The organism is Candidatus Brocadia sinica JPN1 (assembly GCF_000949635.1).
Classification (GTDB): domain Bacteria; phylum Planctomycetota; class Brocadiia; order Brocadiales; family Brocadiaceae; genus Brocadia; species Brocadia sinica.
In genome coordinates, this window is record NZ_BAFN01000001.1 from 2,831,961 (window position 1) to 2,853,800 (window position 21,840).

Below are 21,840 nucleotides of genomic sequence, written 5' to 3' on the forward strand. Positions count from 1 at the left end.
TTGCTTTTAAAACTTAAATTCCATTCCGCCGTACGCTGTAAAACCAAGGGAACCAAAACCTGTTACCTCTTCGTACCCGTAATCAAAAAGGTTTTCAAACCTGACATACGCGGTCATTACCTTTGTGATGTCATACCGAGTTGCCAGATCAGTGGTCCAGTAGTTGTCCATTTCCTTACCATCACTGTCTATCCTGCCTCTCACCATAATGCCGGTTACATTAATAGTTAATTTCTCAAGGGGTTGGGCATTCATCCCGAGGGTTCCTCTGTTTCTTGGTCTGCGCGGTAGTTGTTGCTCTTTCTCTCTATCCTTTGTATCGGTATACGTATAGGTTCCCGTTAATGAAAGTTTGTTGTAAGGTTTATAGGTTAAGCGGGTTTCAATTCCTTCTGACTCTGCCCTGGCGACGTTTTCTGCCAAAAAACTTCCGTCAGATTGTATCGCGGCCGTAATCAAATCAGTAAAATCATTCTTAAAATACGTAACATCCATGGTAAGTTTCTCTTTGAGGATTTCTTTCTCCACCCCAAAGTCCCAGCCCTTACTCTCTTCCGGATTGAGATTTGGATTACCAAAGAAGGGGAAAAAAAGTTCATTTAAACTCGGCGCACGAAAACCCTTTCCCCACGATCCATGAAGCCGGGTACTAATCTTCTCCATGTTATATGATGCCGTTGTTCTATACGTAAGATTGTTTCCAAAGGTGCTGTAATCATCGTAACGGAATCCTGCGGTCCAATGTAACGATTCAAATAATTTGATTTGATTCTGGAAGAACACAGAGTTGTTCCAAAACTGCTTATCAAAGTTACCGGCATTTTCACCCTCCTGTACCTCATATTCATAGCCTATGGTTACCGTATCGACGTCAAACAGAGTAAAGTCGGATTGATGCTCCAGCCTCCATACTCGCGTAAGGATACGAAACTCGCCCAATTCGTCAGTAGGGTCAAAGCCTTCCAGTTCTGTATCGTTGACTGAGACGAGAAATGAAGGTGTCCACAGGTCAAAAAACGTTTTCCTAACCTTCGTCGAAAAAAGAATCTCATCTGTTGTCTGGCGCCGGTCAGTGTCGTCTACCGGACCAATTCCATATTCAAATGCATCGTATTCAAAATCTGAGTGAGACCCCCGTATCGTTGTATCAACCCTTCCGTTGTCCAGGAAATTCCACCCAAGACGTGAGGAACCGGTAAAATTATCGTAACCGTCCTCTTCGCTTCCACTGCTGGCAGCGGATATTCCATGGGTTTTCAGATAGGAAGCACCTGCTGAATAATCAAATTTTTCCTTTCCACCGGAAATATGAATCGTTTCTCTAAAGGAATCGTGCATTCCGTATTCTGTCCCCACAGTAACTTTGGTATCACCTGAGCCTTTTTTTGTAATAATGTTAATGACGCCGCCGATGGCTTCCGAGCCGTACAAGGTACTTTGAGGGCCACGCAGGACTTCAACCCGTTCAATGTTATCAGTTGTAAGGTTTGCAAAGTCAAACGCCCCGGTTGTAGGGCTATTCATCTGAACACCATCGACAAAGACGAGTGTCTGGGCAGCGGATGCCCCCCGTATGAACAAACTGGTAGTTCCTCCAATTCCCTGTGTTCTTGTGACTTCAAGTCCTGGTAGTTGGCGCAGGACATCGATTAATAGTGGTGCTTTGCTATTCTCAATCTCTTTTTGTGTAACGACAGACAGAGAACTGCCGACATTTTTTAATAACTGTTTCGTTCTTGTCGGAGTAATCACCGTCTCTTCTTTATCCTTATTTTGTTCATCCGGTGATAGATCGTCTTTGGGTATTTCCGGTGAAGGTGTTTGATCCTGAGATAACGGCTCATTTTCAGCAACTGGTGGTAATGGTTCTCTTTTAGTCTCTTCCGGACTGTTTTTTTCTTCTTCTGGCTGTGGATGCATTGCCTCTTTTAGTTCTATCTCTTCTTCAGATTTTGTTTCCTTCACAAATGCGGGTATTTCTTCCTTGTCCGGTATACGAATAATAAACCTTTCTTCCAAAAGAGGTTTCCTTGGAACAGGTTCTGATATTTCTCCAGCTAAAGCAGTTTTACAATAAAAGTTATGCGCTAAAATAATCATCAGCATGATAAATACATATTTCATTTGTATCCTCTCTTTCCCCTCGGAAATAAGAATTGATAAAATCGTGTTCAAGCAGGTCTCCTGGCTGCCGGATCATCCTACGTCCTGCGCCTTCCCATCCTGTTTTTGTAATTGCTTAGTTCATCGCAGAGAACGCAGAGGAAAAGAACAGAATATGAGAAATTGTGAAGATCGGAAGTTGAGAAATGCAATCTCACAACCTCTTAATTTTTCAACATCCTGTTTTTCTCTGCAACCTTTGCGTCTCTGTGGTGAGCCCTTCCCCAATCAGGACCGTGGCATCGTGCAGCGTTCGTCACCGGTTACAGTTGCGGGGCAGCTCCCGTTTCTACGGGATTCCCTGGATATTTGAACAATGATAAATCTCAGAACATTCAGCTAGACACGGATAAACACAGTTTATCCGTGCCACCCTTTTTACGAGTAAAATTCCTCTGTGATTAAATAAAAAAGCCCGTTCCTTCGCATAAAGAAGAAACGGGCTTTTACAGCATCATTATCAACGCTTCACCTCCTTTACTCCGAAGAAGTATTTTCAGCATACATTACAGGCAGGTCTTCTGACTTGCGGATCACCCTACTGGTTGCACCTTCCCGGAAAACCGTTCAATCAGTTTAAACCGTTGAAACGGCTTTCCAGTGGCTCTTGCAACGTTCGTCACCGGATACAGCGGCGGTACCGTTCCCTTTCCTTCTCATTTCTGACGGTAAGGAATAACGCATTCATTACCATCAGAAATTCGTTGAAGTTGGGATTTCCTTTTTATCCCGATAGATATATCGGAATACCTGTATGTGAAATCTCTTGTTTAATATTGAGCTACTCAGTTACATAGTATGTTCCCCCTATATTCAAGGATAGTCCGTCAGTGAGATCTTCTTTCTGAATCTTCCAGGCGAAATCTAACAGGGATTGCCACCACGGATTTAACAGGTGAGTCTCCTATCCGTTCAGGTTGAAATCTCCAACGCTTAACTGCCTTTAAAGCCGCCTGATCAAGGAGTGGATAGCCACTACTCTGTTCAACTTCAACCTGAACCGGTATACCTTTTTTATCTATCTCCACCCTGAGTATCACGAGCCCTTCCTGACTCATTTGCTTTGCAAGTTGGGGATATTCCGGTGGTTGATTCCGGAAATAACCGGGTTTGCTTTTCGTTCTGATCGTTCCTAAAGAAGGACGCGGCATAGCGTTAGCTGTTTCTTGCTGTTTTTGTATTGTTGAAGTAATGGATTTAGCTGTATCTATATTTGATTGAGGCAGTGTCACCTGCTCTTCCTGCGGCATAATTTTAACTGGTTCCTGCTGTTTTTCTGTTGTGGGCGTAGAGGATTGCACCGTAACTACACTTGGCTGTGCCGGTGCCTCCGGTTTTTCCTGAGGTTTTTTCCTTGCAGATGTAATGGATTGGGCTGACTCCGTGTCTGATTGTGACACGGCAGTCAACAGATCTACGTCAATGCTCCCATAGTCTGATTGAACGCTATACTGAACAGGCGTAACAAAATACTTCCCGCCAATAAAAAATAAGATACCATGAATGAATAGTGCAAGGATAAATCCTTTAATCATACCGTGGTTGCAGGATTTGATTTTGTGGTAGCTGAATCTATCAGTTATCATTTTTGCAAAGGGTCTCCCTGCTTTGTCTGAATGGCGACTTTCGTGATTCCAGAAGACCTTACCTCGTCAAGTATTTGAATTGCATTGCCAAAATAGGCTTCTTTGTCCCCATTGATAAAAACCCTCATGTCGGGATTTTCCGTCTTTAACTGTTTCAAGCGCAGGAGTAATAGACCTGGAGCCAGTTTTTCTTGATTGAGGTATACATCTCCTGACTTTGTGACGGTGATGGTTACTGCTGTCTCGCGCTCTTGAGGGGTACCTGTAGCGGCGGAGGGCAAATTCACACTGATGCCCTGATTCTTGACCATTGAAAGAGAAACCATTACAAAGGTTGCCAAAAGAAAAAATATAACATCAATAAGCGGAATGATTTCTATCCTTGCCTTCCGTCTGGTTGTTGGTAGTGGTATCTTCATAGATTTTTGTCCTGCTTTAATAGCAAAAGTTCGAGATGCGTGGTGGCATCCTCAATTTTATGCCTGGCTTCTTCAAGGCGTGCATTGAGATAATTAAAAGGAATAAGCGCGACAATAGCAGTGATTAGGCCGTATGCAGTGGCAATTAAGGCCTCGGCAATGCCACCGGTGATAACCGTGGGAGACTCAAGCTCCCTGCCGCCCAAAAGACCAAAGGCTTGTATCATGCCGGTCACCGTACCAAAAAGACCAAGGAGCGGCGCAAGGGTAATAATGGTGTCAAGCACCGGAAGCCCCCGGTTAAAACGCTTAAGTTCCTTATTTGCAGCCTGCAAAAGGGCGTTTGAAAATGCCTTGTGACGGTGGCGAAGTCCGTAAACAAGAGTGACGGCAACAAAATCATTGCATCCTTCTCCTGCCTGAATCGCTTCTTCAATTTTTCCTCTCTCAACTTCAGAAAATATCTTTCCTACCGTTTCCGGATACCTTGATTTTTTTTCACGGATAAGAAATGCAATCCGCTCTATAATTACGGTTAGGGCTGCCAAAGACGCAACGAGGATAGGCCACATGACAGGTCCTCCTCGTAAAAATAAATAAAACATATTTTCCTCCTTTTTAAATTAAAACCGGAAAGTCAGCGCGGCACGTACCGCAATGGGTTCAACCGGTTTAAAGTGAATGTCATTATGAGGAGCGTCCTCCTCTTTCAAGCGCGATGGATAATAATAATCAATCTCGTGATCCCTGTTGTCAAGGAGGTTGAAACCCTCGACACTGATAGTCCAATTTTCGTTGAAATTATAGCCCACCTTCGCGCTCAACAGACTGGTTGATCCGGAACGGACGCTATTGTCTTCCGTAAGAGGACGGGGGCCAAAAAAACGCAACCGTAGTTCACTGAAGAGGCCACGTTCGCCTGGCTGATAGAACGCAATTCCCGTGGATATAACGCTGTCAATTGCGCCGGGTATGTGCCTACCCTGCACTCCTTCACCCTCAACAGTTTCACGAAACTCAGCGTGCGAAAACGAGAAATCGGCATCCAGGGAGAGCCATTTGGTGGGTGTGTAGTAATTTGTCCACTCGACACCATAACGCCTGGTCGGAGCGCTGGCTTCGGTGCTACCAGCGTCTCCGGAAAAAACCAGCTCAGAATCAATATCCAGCAACCACAGCGCTAACGTGCTTTGCAACCCCTTAACAATAGTTGTGCGTACACCGATTTCCACCCCTTTTGTACGCACCAAAGGATCTGCGGATTCCACAGGATCTCCTGTCTTTGGATCAACATGTTGTGTCACACCGCGTCCAGAATTGCTGTGGAAACCGAAGCCACCGCTCAGGTAGTACTCCGTTTTGGCCCACGGACCGAAGATAAGCGACCCTTTTGGACTAACGAGCGCATCATCTCGTGTGCCTGAGTTGGCGGACAAATCACCGTCTACATCAAAGTAGTAATAATCCATTCGCAATCCAAAAACCGTGCGGAATTTGTCCGCCCATTGAACCTTATTCTCGACATAGGGGGAAAGACTCGCCTCCCACACATCATCCTCACGGGTTGTGCCGGAAATCGTTTCACCGTCATAATCAACCTTATCCGTGCGATGACGGTTGACGGTTTGGAACAGGCCATTTTTAATCGAATCGCTGCGTATTTGCAGGCCAACGGTGTTTTCCATATCACGGCTAAAGATATCGCCATACCATGTATGACTGGCCTTTAGCCCTCCGACTCCCCGCTTGTCTTCTTGCTCAAACTGATCACCCTGAGGACTATCAAGAAAATAGGTGAAATTGGAAAATAGATCAAGGTCATAGTAGAATCCGTATAACAATACTTTCGTGGAAGAATCTGTATCAGCACGGTGCCATTCCGCGGAAAGACTGTGACGTTGCGAGTCGCCGCCGTCGTTTGAACCCAGAGAATCGAAACGGTCAAAACCAGGAATTACATCCAGGGCGCGTTGGGCAATTTGGTCGGTTGCGTTCCAGTTCCCGGCGTATGACATGGATGTTATGCTATAGCCCCACTCTGGTGTGCCCCGACTGTAGCGCAATACACCATTTATCCTCTTGTAATCGTCCGGCTCGGTCCAGGGGCCGTCATTATGGAATAATTCAACGGCAGAAAGGATATTTCCACTTCCGACAAGATGTGATGAGGCATACAGGCTACGCGCATATCCGAAACTGCCGCCTTCCACCTGCGCTATACTTTGCGGAAGAAAACTAACATAGTGGATGTCTGCGGCGCCTGCGGAGGAAAAATCACCGAGGTCTGCATAATAAGGTCCTTTTCGGAAATCCACACGCTCGATCAGTTCAGGGATCATGAAATTCAAATCAGTATAGCCCTGGCCATGTCCATGGGTGGGCAGATTTACCGGAACGCCGTTGACCGATGTGGCAAAGTCTGTTCCGTGGTCAAGATTAAAGCCGCGCAGAAAGAACTGATTCGCTTTACCGGCGCCACTGTGCTGGGTGACGATAACGCCGGGAACCGCCTCCAGCACTTCGCCGGGGCGCGACAGGGTGCGCCATTCCAACTCGTCCTTCCCTCTAGTACCTTGAGATGCCGCGCCTGCGATACCGAGCAGACTGTCCGCTTGTCCAAAGACTAATACTTCCGGCAAAAGAAATGCATCTGCTGCAGAAGACGTTGCATTTGTGGGCTGTTGAACGGTGTCTGTTGAATTACCGGTATTGTTGTCACTTTCTTCTGGTTGGTGAGAAAAATCTATATCTCCTAAATATGACGTCGAAGAACCGGCTTTACCTTGTTCTCCTGTTGCCTTCTGCCATGCTGATTGCTTTGGCATTTCCTCGCCGCCCTCTGCTTCCTTTTCTTCCGAAAGATATTTTGTTGGAGCAGATTCTGATGTTTCCCCAGGTGAAGCGGTTTTACAATAAAAGTTAGGCGCCAAAGTAATTACCAACAAAATTAAAAGATACCTCATTTACATCCATCCTTTCCCCTCGGAAATAAGAATTGACAAATTCATGTTCAAACAGGTCTCCTGGCTTCCGGGTCTTCCTACTTTCTGCGCCTTCCCGGAAAGCCGTTTCAACGGTTTCAACCGTTGAAACGGCTTTCCCGTGGCATTGTGCAGCGTTTGTCGCCGGTTACAGTTGCGGGGCAGCTCCCGTTTCTACGGGATTCCCTGAACATTTGAACAACAAAATAAAATCCACACGGGTAGGAGCCGTCTCCTGACGGCGACCGGCACTCACAACGGTATGTTACATACGGTCGCCAACAGGAGTTGATTCCTACCACACACATACTGAAATAAAAAAGCCCGTTTCTTCGCATAAAGAAGAAACGGGCTTTTACGTTATGAATATCAACGCTTCACATCCTTTACTCGAAGAAGTTTTTTCAGCAATCATTACAGGCAGGTCTTCTGACTAGCGGATCATCCTACTGGTTGCACCTTCCCGAGAAGCCGTTTAAACCGTTTGAGCTGTTCAAGCCGTTTAAATGACTTTCCAGTGGTTTCTGCAACGTTCGTCACCAACTACAGCGGCGGTACCGTTCCCTTTTCTCCGAATTTCTGATATAAGGAATTAAGTATTAATTATTGTCAGAAATTCGTTGGAGTTGGGATTCCCTTTTTCGTCCCAATGAATATATTGGAACACCTGTAATGGGTAATTTATTTTTCCCTAAGCAAATGTTACATATACACTCCTTCACCAGAAAATTCCCTTAACCTGTCATGCTGAACTTGTATCAGCATCTTCCCACGCACAGGAGACCCTGAAACAAGTTCAGGGTGACAAATGGAACAAATTTTATCCCACTGTGTACTGATCAACAGTCGCATGGATGCTTTATAGAGTCAGTGTATTTGTCTTTTTTCGGTAAATTTTACAAAATATTCTTGCGCCCTATTCTTAACATTATTTCATGAAAAATATCTGGATGGTTCAACTCATTCCAATTTTTGTGTATATTGTTGTTAAGACCAAAGGTGTCTTTTTCTCGTGGAAAAACCCACAATCCTTCTTTAGAAGCTAGTACCATCATTTTTGCCTGTAATCTCAGGGCATATGATTTTGCTTGATAGTATGCACCACTAAATTCCCGATGTGTGCTTAATTGAAATTTTGATTCTAAAATCATTTTGGCGAACTCCTCACCTCTTTTTGGATTAGCACCAAATGCATAGTCGGGATAATTTCGTTCTCCCCGCCCCATTTTTATGGGCATCTGCCTAATCCAATCATTCCCACGATAGCCAAGTTTTTTTAAGAAAGGCTCGATAAGATTAATTTCAACAGAACGTTCGTCCTCCAGTTCTACTGATGGCAGATAATCTATAACGTCAATCTTAGGCAATAGAGAGATATCTTGTCCCTTGCGTTTCATTATGTCATGTATCGCTTGATATTCTTCTACCGAAAAAGGCTTTCCGCTAGGACCTTGTAAATGTCCTTTAATTGCCGCTTTTTTTGATAAAAGTGGATGTTCTTTCATTTCTTTGAAAGTAACAGGAACTGTCCTAATTGGAGAACATATCCAGACAGTTCCATGCCAATGAAAAAATGGATCAATAAAACCATCCGAACTCGCTCGCCAAATAGTTTGAATACAGCTTCTTGGTGAAACTTCATACATAAGTAAAATATCGCCACGCCGGGTTGCAATATTGCCACCCCATTGATTGGTTGACGTTTGTGTAGCTTTATCTAAAAAATCAAAATCCCATGTCCCCGCTAAGATTAACCATACTTTTGAAGGATCGGGAAGTTCTTCATTCTGTGCATCTTTAATAAAATTCGATGCAAAATCATATAAAAAAGCACACATTTCATATGGACTAAGACCATACATTGTACGAAACTCATACAAAGACTGGTTTATCTTGGTATAGTACAAACTTCTTTCATTCTTATCATATTTCCCAGGAATAGCGGGAATTGGGATATTGAATTCCTGACAAATTTCTTGAAAGATATGAAACCGGGTGCGAAATCTATATGGAATAAAATATTCAGGGTGAGCAAAGAATAGTCCAAAAGAGACATACTCAACACAATTATAGAAATCATTCGGGCTTTCTTGTCCACCAAAATCACAAAGTTTAACCAGTTTTCCTTTTCTATTTTTCTCAATAAGAGGTATCCCTTTATTGACAATTGATTCATAGAAATTGGCTGCTTTCTCAAAATTTTTAAACTTATACTTCGAGGCATAATCCTTAACTACCGTAGTAATATGAAAAGGGATTGTTTCGGCCCCGATTTCCTTGACATACTTTTCGTGGATTTCGACATTATATTCTTCAAAGTCATCAGTTGCTAATTCTCTTAGAAATCTTCTCGTCCCGAGATTTTTAAAGCGGTTAATTGCTTCTTGTCCTTGTTTTGACTTCTTGTAAATATTCCAAACGTAGTTATTGAATTTCATTTTTTGTATCTACCTCGTTTGTTTCAGTCTTTAAAGAGACGTAAAACCAGATAGCCTGAATCAATTTCAAGAATTAACTTGGAATGAGATTGTGAACTTGTCATGCTGAATTTATTTCAGCATCTCCAACTTATTCCAATTAAAACAAGTTCAACACTCACTCAAATCTCTCCAACCTGGATTAAAGGTATTTATCAAATTTATTTTCCAATCTCTATGCCAATTCTTTAATTGTTTTTCTCTTTTTATAGCACTGTAAATATCATTCGTTACTTCAAAATATACTAATTTCGCAATGTTGTATTTCTTTGTAAATCCAGCTACCAATTTATTTCTATGTTCGTACATTCTGCGCTTAAGATTATTTGTAACCCCGATGTAAAAAACTTCATTCGATTTGTTTGTAAGAATGTAAACAAAATACTCCCTCGATTCTCTGGTAAAATTGGACATTGTGCTATTCCAGAAAATAGGTTTAGCCGGAATTTATCAAAAACTCCAGATTCCGAAACAAGTTCGGAATGACACAGCAAAAAATGCAGAAATGTTAAATCAAATATGCCTCGTTGTCATTTTTTTAATTTTCTAAATGTTAAATTCAGGATAATTTCAATATATTATAGACTGTATTCATGTCCATATTCTCACGAACAATGTCGGCCAATTTATTGTATCTTTGCTCCTTTATGCTTTTAAAACCCACATGACATTCACGAGACGGTTCCAATCCCTTTTTTGACCTGAGACAATTCATGAGCTTTAACCGGAATTCGTCGTTATCAAAGATACCGTGTATATAGGTACCCAGCACCTTGCCATCGGCAGAAACACAGCCATCCAGTATGTTCACTGTTTTTCCAGCCCGTTCGGTAATCCTTGCAAAAGGCTTAAGAGCCTTATGTCCGTTAAATATCGTATCTCCCATGTGAATTTCATAGCCCGCTAACTCATCATTGACATGAAACAAATTTTCATGATCAAGCAGGGACGCCTTTACCTGATAGGTCTGTTTTTCCCTGGCAAAGGTAGTTACGGTGTTTAGTAAACCCATGCCCTGAATACTGTCCGTTGCCGATTCGACATGATACGGGTCATTGATCTGCTTTCCTAACATCTGGTATCCGCCACAAATACCCATAATCATCGTTCCGCACATTGATAGATTTTTGATTTCTTCAGAAATATCCCTTTCTTCCAAAAAGATTAAATCCCCTATAGTATTTTTTGTACCCGGGATAATTAGCAAGTCCGGCTTGCCAATATTTTCAGCCTTATCCACAAATCTCACTCTGACATCTTTTCCATGGGTAAATATATTGAAATCGGTAAAATTTGATATACGGGGTAATTTGATTACAACAATATCGATGAAAGAAGCCGGGAGTCGGGAGTCGGGGGTCAAGGCCTTGTCTCCTGTATTCTGACCCCTGACCCCTGATCCCTGATCCCTATCATTGTTGCCCGAATACTCAAGTGAAACGGAATCTTCGTCATCGATGCTGAGATTGTGAATGTAAGGAATGATACCGAGAACAGGTTTATTGATACGGTTTTCCAGCATATCCAATCCTGGCTGTAATATGCCTTTGTCTCCCCGGAATTTATTAAACACAATCCCCTTTACCCTGTCTCTCTCAGTTGCTGTTAACAATTCTAATGTCCCGACAATCCATGCAAAGGCACCGCCACGGTCAATATCTGTTACCAACAATACAGGGGCCGATGCCATTTTTGCCATACCCATATTGACGATATCGTCATCTTTCAGGTTTATCTCAGCCGGGCTGCCTGCCCCTTCAATAACAATAATGTCGAACCGGTTTCTTAACGTATCATAAGCGCCTTTTATGATCGAAATAAATTCACCCTTCTTCTGATAATACTCCCTGGCAGTCATATTCCCTATTGGCTTACCCATGATAACAACCTGTGAACCACAGTCACCTGTGGGTTTAAGGAGTATGGGGTTCATCTCGACCATAGGCTCAATTCCCGCTGCCTCCGCTTGCGCCACCTGCGCCCTTCCCATTTCCTTTCCGTCTTTCGTCACAAAGGAATTCAAGGCCATATTCTGCGCTTTAAACGGTGCAACCCTATAACCGTCCTGTTTCAAGATACGGCACAGGGCACATACGAGAATACTCTTGCCCACATGCGAACCCGTACCCTGTATCATGATGGATCTATTTGTCATATGTTATGTTTTTCAATGCAGCAATAAGCCGCATATTTTCATCCCTTGTCCTTACCGCTACTCGAAAATACTTATCATTAAGCCCCATAAAATTTGAACAATCGCGAATGGCGATACCATACTCCAATAGTCGTTCACGTAGCAAAGGAGAAGTCATACCGACTCTATTTATTTTGATAAAGATATAATTGACCGTTGGTTTGTAAGGCAAAAGCCCATGAATATCGGCTAATTCGTTGAATAAATACAATCGCTCCTGTAGCATAAATTCTCTGCTTCTCGAAATAAATTCTTCGTCTTCTATAGCGACCCTTGCAGCATATTGGGCTAAAGTATTCACAGACCACGGTTCCTTGTATTCCGTCATTTTTTTTACTAAATCCACATGGGCAACAAGATATCCTATCCTCAAGCCGGGAAAGCCATAAAATTTTGTAAGTGATCTGACTACAATTAAATTACGCACTGTACCAGCATCATTGATAACACTGTATCTTTCCGGTGTATCAACAAAATCCATAAATGCCTCATCCACAACGAATATTATATCCGGATGTTGCCTTGCCATATTTACTATGACGGTCTTTTCTACCAGTTGCCCTGTAGGGTTGTTGGGATTACACAGAAAGACCATCTCTGCTTTTTTGTCATCAAAATGGTCTTCTCGATAGGTAAAACAAAAATCTTCTTCCACCATCAGCATAGTATGAAGTACCTCTGCGTGGCTGCATTTCAGCGCTTCAGCAAATTCGCTGAAGGTAGGCTGGAAAATAATCCCTTTGGCTGGTTTTATTGCACGGGGGATTAAATAAAACAACTCTGTTGAGCCATTTCCTACGATGATTTCGTCTTCTGAATGCCTGATTTTTTGGGTAATACATTTCCTCAGGCTGGAGCAATCAATATCGGGATAATGCAAAATATCGTCGAAATTCTTCCAGATGATTTTTCGAACGTTTTCTGGGTATCCCAGAGGATTAATGCTTGCACTAAAGTCGAGTATCCCGTTGCTTCCCTTCCGTTTGCCAGCGCTACAAGGTAATTGACGAATAGTATGCTTTATATTTCCGCCGTGACCTTTAAACATGGTTTTTCGCTAAAAAATGCATCCCATTTAGCCTGGATATCAAAAATTTTCTTGCTTCTCCAACAGTAAGAGGCAGGGCATCCATAGGAAGATTATCTTCATCTCTGAGTAGTTGCATTAACTGGGCAATCTGTGGAAGCTCCAAACAAGCGTGTTTTATTTCCATCGCATTTGAAAATATATCCTCAGGGGTCCCTGCTCTGAGGATATCACCATGGTACATAATTGCTAAACGGTCCATGTAGACTGGTACTAAATCAACGGAATTTGTTGCCATAATGACAGTAATACCATACTTGTTGTTTAATTCTCTTAGCAGTACCATAAGAGAAGTAACACCAACAGGGTCAAGACCGCATGTGGGTTCATCCAAAACAAGCACCTCGGGTCTCATTGCCAGGACTCCTGCAATACAAACCCGCTTCCTTTGTCCAAAACTCAGGGCATCGACGGTTTTCCTTGCATAAGGCTTCATACCTACCAATGACAATGCCTCATCCACCCGATGTGCAATCTCATTCTTTGACAACCCAAGATTCATGGGCCCGAAGGCTACATCCTCCCAAACAGACGGGGCAAACAACTGATCGTTTGGGTCCTGGAATACAATTCCTACTCTCTGAAATATCTCTTTTGATGTATATTGAGCCAGAGGCTTTTGTTCTAATAAGAGTTCTCCTCCCATTGGTTTTAGTAAGCCGTTGAGGTGTTTTAACAGCGTTGTCTTGCCGGACCCATTTGGACCGAGTATGGCTAAGAATTCTCCTTTCAAGATGTCCAAACAAACACCATGCAGCGCATGTGTTCCGTCATGATACCGGTACTGAACATTGTTAATTTGTAGTATCACCATATCTGCATCTTTCCCATATAGACAAACAGGGGTAAAATAATGACCATTCCTATGACGAGCGTGTAATCTTTTTTATTCCATGACGATAGGTTAACCGTCAATATGCCACCGCCTTCGTAACCTCTGGCATACATCGCTTCATAGGTTCGTTCTGCCCTTTCGAAGGCACGGATGATAAGCAATCCGCCTAATATTCCCAGGGATTTTATTGTTTTTTTCCACGAGGTATGGCCTAAGCGCGATTTTTGAGCGGTCCACATGGTAGATACTTCATCTAAGAGATGGAAGATATATCGATAGATAAAGGCCAGCAGTTCGACTATGGTGTTTGGTACATGAAACCATTTTAGACCCGCACACAGCAGACTTATTGTTGTGGTAAAGGAAAATAGCATGAGTAATGAAATACCTCCCATCACCTTGCTGCAGGTATAAAATCCACTCCGCAGTCCTTCTTCTTTCAATAGTATATTGTATCCTGCAATTGAAAAGGACAGCCACGCTGTTTGTCCCTCATGCAGCCCTTTTATAATCAGGATTAACATTGCAAACAATACCGGCAGAAGCATGCTTCGAAGGATTGCTATAAGAGGAATTTTTACAGAAAGGAGCAGGATGAAAGATACGGAAAGGAAAAGTGACGGGATGCATATATTTTTTGCCCATAGATTTATTGCAAGCAGCGAAATGACGTAGAACAGCTTTACCCTTACGTCAACCCTTGTCAGCCAGTTGTTCTGGCGGGCGTACATATCAGAAAATGTGTGATGGAAAAATGCCATAAGGCGCTAAATTATTGTCTATTTTTCATAAAAAAGTTTTCGTACATTAAATCCGATAACAAACCCGCCAATTACCCCTGCAAAGGTAAACACAAAAAGGAGCAAATCACCCTGGGCGGTATTGATATAAGGGTCACGGGGTGGGTAGCCGTACTTGGCAGCATATTTACCCACAATGCTTATATCAATGCCGGTCCATGCCTCTTCTTCGTTTGTTTGTGCTGCAGGCATATCAGCATTCTCCGAACGTTCTTCTGCAAATAATGCAGTGGAGAGCACAGATGAAATCAGAAAAACAATAAAGAAGATATTTGTCTTATGGCTGAATGGATTTTGTATCATCTCGTATTACCCCAAGGGTTAGCAAAATACCCGGTCTCCGTTTATAAACAAAGACCAGCACAAATCCCACCACGGCGCCCTCAACGACACATAAAATTCCCTGTGATGTCATCATGAACACCAAAAAAATTTCTGCAGTGGCGTTCAAGAATGACCCTCCTTTTCCTACCACAAGAAGTCCCAGCTCAAGAGCTGTGCCTAAATAGGTAAGTAAATCAGAGGCCATGCCGGCAAGAAACCCGCACCAAAATAGTGGCAATCCGCATCGGTATGCTATTTTGAATGCAAAATATCCGGAAAATGAGCCCAGAATACCCATGGAAAATATGTTTCCACCCAGCGTAGTTAGCCCCCCATGAGCGAGAAACAAGGCCTGAATCAGTAAGGCAATGGCTGCCACCAGCACGCTAACAAAAGGACCCAGCAACACAGCGCTCATGCCTGTGCCACACGGATGAGAAGTAGCCATTCCATTCAGGGCAATAACCGGGATGGGAAAACAGGAGAATACAAATACCGCCGCTCCAAGCATACCCACCATAGGCAGAAAACTTGGCACCCTCTTTTTCCTTCGTTTTAGGTGATACGTTCCAATCCCTACAAAAGGCAGTGATACCGCAAACCATGTAAAAACCCATTTGGGAGGTAAAATTCCTTCGGTAATATGCATGGCATATACTACATTTTCTAATGCAAAAAATGATGTAAAAAAAATGAAGGTAATGAATAGTAGTGTCCTTGACATTGCACCTTTCCTAAAACAAAAAAACCCATGTCTCCGATAGGGATGACATGGGTTTTTTTTGAAAAACTTTCAGACCGCGGATTTCATAAATGGCACAGAAAAAATTCCGTGATAGTTTACCACAGTGCGGAGAATTCAGAGAAAAACTAACGAAAGGTAATTTGGCTTGCCATTCTCTGAAGATATTAGTTTTCTCTGCTGGGGGGCTCAACTGTCAGGACGCATTTTCACATATATCTGTGTAATTAGCGAAATTGGCGGTTTATACCCTTCACCTTCTTTACCATCGAAGACTACGTGAAGTAATTACAGGCAGGTCTTCTGGCTCCCGGATCATCCTACCGGCCACCCCTTCCCAGAAAGCTGTTTGAATAGTTTAAACGGCTTTTCCAGTGGTATTGTGACTTTCGTTCCCGGTTACAGCGGCGGGTCCGCTCCTCATCTCATTTGTATAAAAACAAGATATGGATTCCCTTTTAACGCCCACATTGTTTGCGGGAGAAACACCTGCAATTAATTTTATTGACTAAAAAGAGCAAACTTCCTTATGACCAGACAATTTTACTTTATACACCAACTGCTTGTCAAATTAAATGTTTTTCAGTAATAAGGAGTGTAATTCTCAAAGTTCCTCATTTTTCCTTTGATTCTCTGTGATGAGAAATATAAAATACCGCCTAAACGGAACAGTTTGTGATGGTTTGAGATTTGGACTTTTGGGTAATTTTCTTGATAAAGGGGGTGTGATTCACATGGGATTAAAAAAGAACGTCCGTACGGTTTTTCTTCTCACTGCAATTCTCATTGCTATGATGGGATCAGGCTGTGCAATGTTTAAGAAGAGACCTCTCCTGGTGCCTCGAGAATCCGGGGATACCCTTGTAGAGATTACAGACCCCAATCAACTTCCCAAATTTCAGGATGATTATAGCAGAGACTCCCTGTTGAGTTCGATAGATAACAGTCTCGACTATTTTAAAAGGGTTAAGGCCAATCCATATGGTTTTCATATGACAGGTTTTTCACATGAAAGTCTGGAAGATACCTTGAAGTTCTTTCGAGAGGGTTTCCTTCGTTGCAGAGACGCCGAGGAACTCAACGATTTTATTATTAAAAATTTCAGGGTTTTTCAGGCTATTGGAAAAGCTTATGAGGGTCAGGTGCATTTTACCGGTTATGGAACACCTATTTATGATGGAAGTCTTACGCTAACCGGGGAATTTCGTTACCCTCTTTATAAAATACCATCCGACTTTAAAAAACCTTATTATACACGACGTGAAATTGAGGAACGTGGCCTCTTAAAAGGAAATGAAATTGCCTATCTGAAATCAAAATTAGATGCCTATCTTATCCATGTTCAGGGATCAGGGCAAATCAAATTGCCATCGGGAGAGATGGTCTATGTGGGATATGGGGCAGACTCGGGACACAAATACAACAGTATTGGACGCATGTTGGTCATGGATGGCAAGATTCCCGAAGAGGAATTAACCCTTTCTACGCTTATCAACTACTTTGAACAACATCCCAATGAATTGGATTATTATCTCAGGAAAAATGATCGCTTTATCTTTTTCAAAAGAGTCAATTACGCTACCCCGTATGGTTCCATAGGCGTACCTGTCACCCCGATGAGAAGTATTGCTACCGATAAGAAAGTCTTTCCTGCAGGTGGACTTGCCTTTTCTGTTATAGAACCAAAGAAGGCGAAGAAGACCTGGAAGTTTTGGGAAAAGGGGAAGAGTGAGGCAGGAAAATCCTTCTTTGTTCTGGATCAGGATACAGGAAGTGCGATACAAACTCCAGCCAGAGCCGATGTGTATTTTGGGATTGGAGACCAGGCCATGTATGAGGCGGGGAATTTGAATACCTTCGGTCAGCTCTATTATCTCCTGAGGCGATAGATTTCTTCGCAAATAATTTTATTGACAATCTAAATATTTTTTGTTAATAAACTATAGCGAAAAAGGCAAACCTTGGGTGATCAGGGGGCGCAAAGGAAAAGGGTCTTTACCCACCACGGGAAGCTAGGACAATAAAGATAGCCTTACTGCCAAAAGATATTTTAGTAGTAAGGCTTTTTTTATCCAGTAAATAAACAAAACTAAAAAAGAATCTAAAAATATAAAACAATTTGTCTAATGTATTAGACAAATTTGCAAAAAAGTAAAGAAGGAATGAAGATATAAAAGAAATTTTTTATGGAAAATCATGAAAAATCTCTTTGATTTTTTAATCATTACAATAAACATAAGTGTTTGTGATTAAGCCTATTACGTAAATATTAATTCAGGATGCTCCAGTTTGCTCAAATTAATAAAAAGGCATGGTGTTTAATATTTTGATCATTAAGTGAATTAGTGGAATGTAATTTGTGCATTTCATAATACTACGAAAAAAGGCATCAGTTTAATTTTCAGAATAAGTTTTAGCGAATGTTAAGAAAAAGGCGAGCCCTGAGCAATTAGGGGAAGCGAGTTAAAGGGTCTTTTACTTACAGGGATGTGGGATAGGAAAGACAGCCTTACGGTTGAAGGTGTTTCATAAATAAATATTTTTTGCAGCAAGGTTTTATTATCAATAATCAAAAAGGCAATCCGTGTATCCGCATTAACCATGTATTTAGCTATAATTGAGATGCATTCGTGCTGAAGATCGTAAGACCCTTATTTTAGAAAAGGAGGATTAGATGGGAGGGAAGAATAAGATGTATAAATCGTTATTTATTTCTGGCATTCTGGCATTTACTCTTTACGGGTGCGGAACTTTTAAATTTGAAACTGGTGTTGATCATGAGAAAGAGAAAGGGCCACACTATCATGGACATGTTGAAGGGGAACCACCACCAAGGCATCTGCGTGGTCATGTTCATGAGCCAGAACCACCAAAATCAGACATGTGTGTTACAGATGGGGCGTATCCCACAAATGACAAGGATTGTTGCAGTGTAGTTTATCTGCAAAAAATGGGGCCATGCTCTGGGCGTGTTGGTCAGGAATACTGTTATACGGTAAAAGCTACTAACCTTACCAAGAGAAAAGTTAAAGATGTTGAAGTTGTTCAGACCCTTCCAAAGAATTTTGAGATAAAAAGTTCTGATCCTGAAATGGGAAGCGGAAGCGGCGGGGGTGTGGCAAAATGGTTCCTCGGAGAGCTTGGGCCTGAGGAGACGAAAGAAATTCATGTGTGCGGTGTTCCGACGCAAAGCGGAAATATGCCATTCTGTACTGATGTGACATATAAATTACCGGAACTCTGTTTGGATCCGCTTATTACGGAACCGAAGGTGACTATTGCCAAGCGTGCACCATCTGAAGTTCTGCTCTGCGATATGATACCAGTGACTTTTGTGGTAACCAACACGGGTACAGGACTTGCGACCAATGTTAAGGTTCGGGAATCATTGCCACAAGGCCTGAAGGCTCAGGATGGTAAAACTGATGTAGAGTTAGACGTTGGCTCATTAAAACCTGGAGAGTCGAGAGAGGTAACATTAACGGTTCAGGCAGAAAAGACAGGTACGTTTAACAATAGTGCGACGGTAGTTGCAGAAGGTGGTTTAAGTGCAGAATCCAATACAACCACAACCACAGTAAAACAGCCGGTGCTTACGATCGCAAAAACCGGACCTGATAAGGTATTTTTGGGACGCAATATCAGTTACGATATTGTTGTAACGAATGAGGGTGATGGAGTGGCGGCTGCAACGATTATTGAGGATGCTATACCTGCAAACACATCAGTTGCAAGCGCAACCGAAGGAGCTATGATGTCAGGTAGCATAGTCACATGGAATTTGGGAACCTTACAGCCGCAGGATTCAAGGAAGGTTCGTGTGACTTTTACACCAAGAGATATTGGTGTAGTGAAAAACACGGCAACGGTAAAGGCTAACTGCGCTGAGGCAGTGTCCGCATCGGCATCCACTGAAGTATCGGGTATTGCTGCAATCCTGCTTGAAGTAATCGATGTGGAGGATCCAATTGAGGTAGGTGGTAACGAGACTTACGTAATTACAGTAACCAATCAGGGTTCTGAGACGGGTACTGGCATCAAGGTTACCTGCGTGCTTGAGGATACAATGCAATATGTATCTTCTTCTGGACCGACAAATGCGGCAGTCTCTGCGGACGGCAAGACGATAACCTTTGAATCTTTGCCAACCCTTGCATCAAAGGCAAAAGCAACTTGGAATGTTGTTGTTAAGGCATTAAGTGAAGGAGATACCCGTTTCAAAGTTACCATGAGTGAGGATTGCCTGACGAGACCTGTCGAAGAGACTGAGGCTACACACTTCTATAAGTAATGTTTATGAGTAAAGTACTGAATTCAAATCACGGACTTATCAGATAGGGTGGTTTGAACTGAAATGAAGTTTGAGTCTCCATGATGTGTAGTTACGAAATTCAGTAAATTATTTAAGGAAAGCCGGGGCGCTTTACTGTCGCACCGGCTTTCTTTTTTTGTAAAAGTATGAGTTTCTATTTTTCATAGGTGCTCAATAAGCCTTCGAAAGGAGTAAAGTATGGGTTACTGGAAAAGATGTTATACGTTGTTGCTTTTGATTCTCATGGGCACGTCTTGTATGTATGGTTGTCGTTATCAAGAAGGTGCTTTTATACATGATAAACCGCCGTATTACCACGGGCATGTAGAGAATGAACCAGGATACAGACATGAAAGCATGCATCAACGCGGTGAGACAAAAGCGGTTTATGAAACAAGTGAAACTGATAAAATATTTTCTACAAGCAGGAAAGAGTATGGAGTTGTTTCTATAGAAAAGGATGCGCCCGCTGAAATCCAGGTTGGTAAATTATTTAATTATACCATTAAAATTACTAATCATACTGGCGAAAAAATAAAAAATGTTGAAGTCACCGAGACTTTTTCCCATAAGTATGATCTAAGAGGTTCTATTCCAAAGGTGGAGAAGGAGGCCAGAGAGGGCATGGCAAAATGGTCTATAGGAGATTTAAATCCGGCAGAGACGAAGACAATACGGATTACCGGCGTGCCCCTGGAAACCGGGGATGTGCCGTTTTGTACAGATGTGGCATATAACTTACCGCCACTTTGTAATATAACAAATGCCGTGGAACCAAAATTAACTATTGCCAAGAGCGCTCCGAAAGAGGTTTTGCTTTGTGATACAATACCAATAAACCTGGTGGTAACAAATACGGGCACGGGTGTTGCGCAAAATTTGCAGATAAAAGATTCGTTAGCTCCCGGATTGAGGACGGTGGATGGTAAAAATGACATAGTTCAGGAAATTGGTATTTTAAAGCCGGGAGAATCGAGAGAAATTGCCTTGTCTGTTAAGGCAGACAAAACAGGAAAGTTTAGTAACACCGCAACAGTTGTTGCTGAAGGTGGGTTGCGTGCAGAATCTAATACTGTCACGACTATTGTAAAGCAACCGTTACTTACTATCAGAAAAAGAGGGCCAGAAAGGATTTATACAGGCCGAAATATTACTTACAATATTGATGTAAGCAATAAAGGTGATGGGCCTGCGGCATCAGCAATCATTGAAGATATAATACCGGGGAATGCTTCCTTTGTAAGTGCTAGCCAAGGTGGTATATTCGCTGGTAATACCGTAACATGGAATTTGGGAACCTTGCAGCCACGAGATTCAAGAAAAGTTAGTGTGACTCTGAAGGATAAGGGGCTTGGTGTAGTAAAAAATATTGCTACCGTTAAGGCTGTCTGTGCAGCGCCAGTTTCGGCGTCAGCAACCACGCAAGTGTTGGGTATTGCTGCAATCCTGCTTGAGGTAATCGATGTAGAAGACCCAATCGAGGTTGGTGATAACGAGACTTATGTAATTACGGTAACCAATCAGGGTTCTGAGACAGGAACTAATATAAAGGTTGTTTGTATGCTAGAGGATACAATGCAATATGTCTCATCGTCTGGTCCTACAACCGGAACAGTCTCTGTTGATGGCAAGACGGTAACCTTTGATCCATTACCTACTCTCGCATCAAAGGCAAACACATCATGGAAAGTCGTTGTTAAGGCATTAGATACCGGGGATGTTCGCTTTAAAGTTAATATGATTGAGGATTGTCTGAAAAGGCCAGTTGAAGAGACTGAGGCGACAAACTTCTATAAATAGTGGTGTTTTAATAATTAGTACTGGAAAAGTTTATCAAATCAGCAAAGATGGGGAGATTAGAGGTATGAAATCAAATCTACTCAGAAGGTTAATGTTAAGATGAAACATAGATTATAGCTT

Annotated in this window: 16 protein-coding genes and 6 riboswitches; of the genes, 3 read left to right on the forward strand and 13 right to left on the reverse strand. The window is 42.3% G+C overall.

The genetic code is table 11. From position 1 onward, the window contains the following. Nucleotides 1–6: 6 nt before the first annotated feature. From BROSI_RS12885 to BROSI_RS12950, 13 genes are all read right to left on the reverse strand, one after another. Nucleotides 7–2,175 carry a TonB-dependent receptor plug domain-containing protein gene (locus tag BROSI_RS12885; RefSeq protein WP_052564218.1) on the reverse strand — a complete coding sequence of 723 codons (2,169 nt, stop codon included), beginning with the start codon at nt 2,173–2,175 and terminating at the stop codon, nt 7–9. Continuing rightward, nucleotides 2,158–2,521: riboswitch (cobalamin riboswitch) on the reverse strand. It overlaps the preceding gene by 18 nt. A 136-nt stretch (nt 2,522–2,657) precedes the next feature. Next, a riboswitch (cobalamin riboswitch) is annotated at nt 2,658–2,932 on the reverse strand. Between the two features lie 58 nt (nt 2,933–2,990). Further along, nucleotides 2,991–3,749 carry an energy transducer TonB gene (locus BROSI_RS12895; protein ID WP_052564220.1) on the reverse strand — a complete coding sequence of 253 codons (759 nt, stop codon included), beginning with the start codon at nt 3,747–3,749 and terminating at the stop codon, nt 2,991–2,993. Then, complete coding sequence (locus tag BROSI_RS12900; RefSeq protein WP_052564221.1) at nt 3,746–4,168, reverse strand: ExbD/TolR family protein; 423 nt, start codon at nt 4,166–4,168, stop codon at nt 3,746–3,748. The genes BROSI_RS12895 and BROSI_RS12900 overlap by 4 nt, the downstream gene beginning before the upstream one ends. Then, nucleotides 4,165–4,740, reverse strand: a complete 576-nt coding sequence (locus BROSI_RS12905) for a MotA/TolQ/ExbB proton channel family protein (protein WP_200891744.1) — start codon at nt 4,738–4,740, stop codon at nt 4,165–4,167. Before BROSI_RS12905 ends, BROSI_RS12900 begins: the two co-directional genes overlap by 4 nt. 51 nt (nt 4,741–4,791) lie before the next feature. Then, nucleotides 4,792–7,131 (reverse strand): TonB-dependent receptor, encoded by a 2,340-nt coding sequence (locus BROSI_RS12910; protein WP_200891745.1) that lies wholly within the window; start codon nt 7,129–7,131, stop codon nt 4,792–4,794. Between the two features lie 33 nt (nt 7,132–7,164). Further along, nucleotides 7,165–7,362: riboswitch (cobalamin riboswitch) on the reverse strand. 189 nt (nt 7,363–7,551) lie between these two features. Continuing rightward, nucleotides 7,552–7,835, reverse strand: a riboswitch (cobalamin riboswitch). A 210-nt stretch (nt 7,836–8,045) separates the two neighbouring features. Further along, nucleotides 8,046–9,587 (reverse strand): hypothetical protein, encoded by a 1,542-nt coding sequence (locus BROSI_RS12915; RefSeq protein WP_052564223.1) that lies wholly within the window; start codon nt 9,585–9,587, stop codon nt 8,046–8,048. 150 nt (nt 9,588–9,737) lie between these two features. Further along, nucleotides 9,738–10,040 carry a GIY-YIG nuclease family protein gene (locus tag BROSI_RS12920; RefSeq protein ID WP_052564224.1) on the reverse strand — a complete coding sequence of 101 codons (303 nt, stop codon included), beginning with the start codon at nt 10,038–10,040 and terminating at the stop codon, nt 9,738–9,740. A gap of 145 nt (nt 10,041–10,185) precedes the next feature. Then, a complete protein-coding gene (locus tag BROSI_RS12925; protein WP_052564225.1) occupies nt 10,186–11,781 on the reverse strand; it encodes a cobyric acid synthase in 1,596 nt (531 codons plus the stop codon). Further along, on the reverse strand, nt 11,771–12,868 hold the full coding sequence (gene cobD, locus BROSI_RS12930; RefSeq protein WP_052564226.1) for a threonine-phosphate decarboxylase CobD: 1,098 nt from the start codon (nt 12,866–12,868) through the stop codon (nt 11,771–11,773). The genes BROSI_RS12925 and cobD overlap by 11 nt, the downstream gene beginning before the upstream one ends. Further along, nucleotides 12,861–13,721 carry an ATP-binding cassette domain-containing protein gene (locus BROSI_RS12935; protein WP_052564227.1) on the reverse strand — a complete coding sequence of 287 codons (861 nt, stop codon included), beginning with the start codon at nt 13,719–13,721 and terminating at the stop codon, nt 12,861–12,863. The genes cobD and BROSI_RS12935 overlap by 8 nt, the downstream gene beginning before the upstream one ends. After that, nucleotides 13,715–14,503: a cobalt ECF transporter T component CbiQ gene (cbiQ, locus tag BROSI_RS12940; RefSeq protein WP_052564228.1), complete on the reverse strand. Its 789-nt coding sequence runs from the start codon at nt 14,501–14,503 to the stop codon at nt 13,715–13,717. The genes BROSI_RS12935 and cbiQ overlap by 7 nt, the downstream gene beginning before the upstream one ends. A gap of 18 nt (nt 14,504–14,521) precedes the next feature. Then, complete coding sequence (locus BROSI_RS12945) at nt 14,522–14,845, reverse strand: hypothetical protein (protein WP_052564229.1); 324 nt, start codon at nt 14,843–14,845, stop codon at nt 14,522–14,524. Further along, a complete protein-coding gene (locus BROSI_RS12950; RefSeq protein WP_082059206.1) occupies nt 14,820–15,590 on the reverse strand; it encodes an energy-coupling factor ABC transporter permease in 771 nt (256 codons plus the stop codon). The genes BROSI_RS12945 and BROSI_RS12950 overlap by 26 nt, the downstream gene beginning before the upstream one ends. A 294-nt stretch (nt 15,591–15,884) precedes the next feature. Beyond that, nucleotides 15,885–16,116: riboswitch (cobalamin riboswitch) on the reverse strand. Nucleotides 16,117–16,342: 226 nt separating this feature from the next. On the opposite strand from BROSI_RS12950, the gene mltA reads away from it, so the two are divergent. The 3 genes from mltA to BROSI_RS12965 all read left to right on the forward strand — a co-directional run bounded on the left by mltA (nt 16,343) and on the right by BROSI_RS12965 (nt 21,720). After that, nucleotides 16,343–17,497, forward strand: a complete 1,155-nt coding sequence (gene mltA / locus BROSI_RS12955) for a murein transglycosylase A (RefSeq protein ID WP_052564230.1) — start codon at nt 16,343–16,345, stop codon at nt 17,495–17,497. A gap of 54 nt (nt 17,498–17,551) precedes the next feature. After that, a riboswitch (cyclic di-GMP riboswitch) is annotated at nt 17,552–17,651 on the forward strand. Nucleotides 17,652–18,282: 631 nt separating this feature from the next. After that, entirely contained in the window at nt 18,283–19,899 is a 1,617-nt protein-coding gene (locus BROSI_RS12960) for a DUF11 domain-containing protein (protein WP_052564231.1), read from the forward strand. 219 nt (nt 19,900–20,118) lie between these two features. Beyond that, nucleotides 20,119–21,720: a DUF11 domain-containing protein gene (locus tag BROSI_RS12965; RefSeq protein ID WP_052564232.1), complete on the forward strand. Its 1,602-nt coding sequence runs from the start codon at nt 20,119–20,121 to the stop codon at nt 21,718–21,720. The last annotated feature ends 120 nt before the right edge of the window (nt 21,721–21,840 follow it).

Excerpts from the sequence above, each read along its gene's own strand:
- BROSI_RS12895 (WP_052564220.1), bottom strand. The coding sequence starts at position 3,749 with ATGATAACTGATAGATTCAGCTACCACAAAATCAAATCCTGCAACCAC.
- BROSI_RS12900 (WP_052564221.1), bottom strand. The coding sequence starts at position 4,168 with ATGAAGATACCACTACCAACAACCAGACGGAAGGCAAGGATAGAAATC.
- BROSI_RS12905 (WP_200891744.1), bottom strand. The coding sequence starts at position 4,740 with ATGTGGCCTATCCTCGTTGCGTCTTTGGCAGCCCTAACCGTAATTATA.
- BROSI_RS12910 (WP_200891745.1), bottom strand. The coding sequence starts at position 7,131 with ATGAGGTATCTTTTAATTTTGTTGGTAATTACTTTGGCGCCTAACTTT.
- BROSI_RS12915 (WP_052564223.1), bottom strand. The coding sequence starts at position 9,587 with ATGAAATTCAATAACTACGTTTGGAATATTTACAAGAAGTCAAAACAA.
- BROSI_RS12920 (WP_052564224.1), bottom strand. The coding sequence starts at position 10,040 with ATGTCCAATTTTACCAGAGAATCGAGGGAGTATTTTGTTTACATTCTT.
- BROSI_RS12925 (WP_052564225.1), bottom strand. The coding sequence starts at position 11,781 with ATGACAAATAGATCCATCATGATACAGGGTACGGGTTCGCATGTGGGC.
- cobD (WP_052564226.1), bottom strand. The coding sequence starts at position 12,868 with ATGTTTAAAGGTCACGGCGGAAATATAAAGCATACTATTCGTCAATTA.
- BROSI_RS12935 (WP_052564227.1), bottom strand. The coding sequence starts at position 13,721 with ATGGTGATACTACAAATTAACAATGTTCAGTACCGGTATCATGACGGA.
- cbiQ (WP_052564228.1), bottom strand. The coding sequence starts at position 14,503 with ATGGCATTTTTCCATCACACATTTTCTGATATGTACGCCCGCCAGAAC.
- BROSI_RS12945 (WP_052564229.1), bottom strand. The coding sequence starts at position 14,845 with ATGATACAAAATCCATTCAGCCATAAGACAAATATCTTCTTTATTGTT.
- BROSI_RS12950 (WP_082059206.1), bottom strand. The coding sequence starts at position 15,590 with ATGTCAAGGACACTACTATTCATTACCTTCATTTTTTTTACATCATTT.
- mltA (WP_052564230.1), top strand. The coding sequence starts at position 16,343 with ATGGGATTAAAAAAGAACGTCCGTACGGTTTTTCTTCTCACTGCAATT.
- BROSI_RS12960 (WP_052564231.1), top strand. The coding sequence starts at position 18,283 with ATGGGAGGGAAGAATAAGATGTATAAATCGTTATTTATTTCTGGCATT.
- BROSI_RS12965 (WP_052564232.1), top strand. The coding sequence starts at position 20,119 with ATGGGTTACTGGAAAAGATGTTATACGTTGTTGCTTTTGATTCTCATG.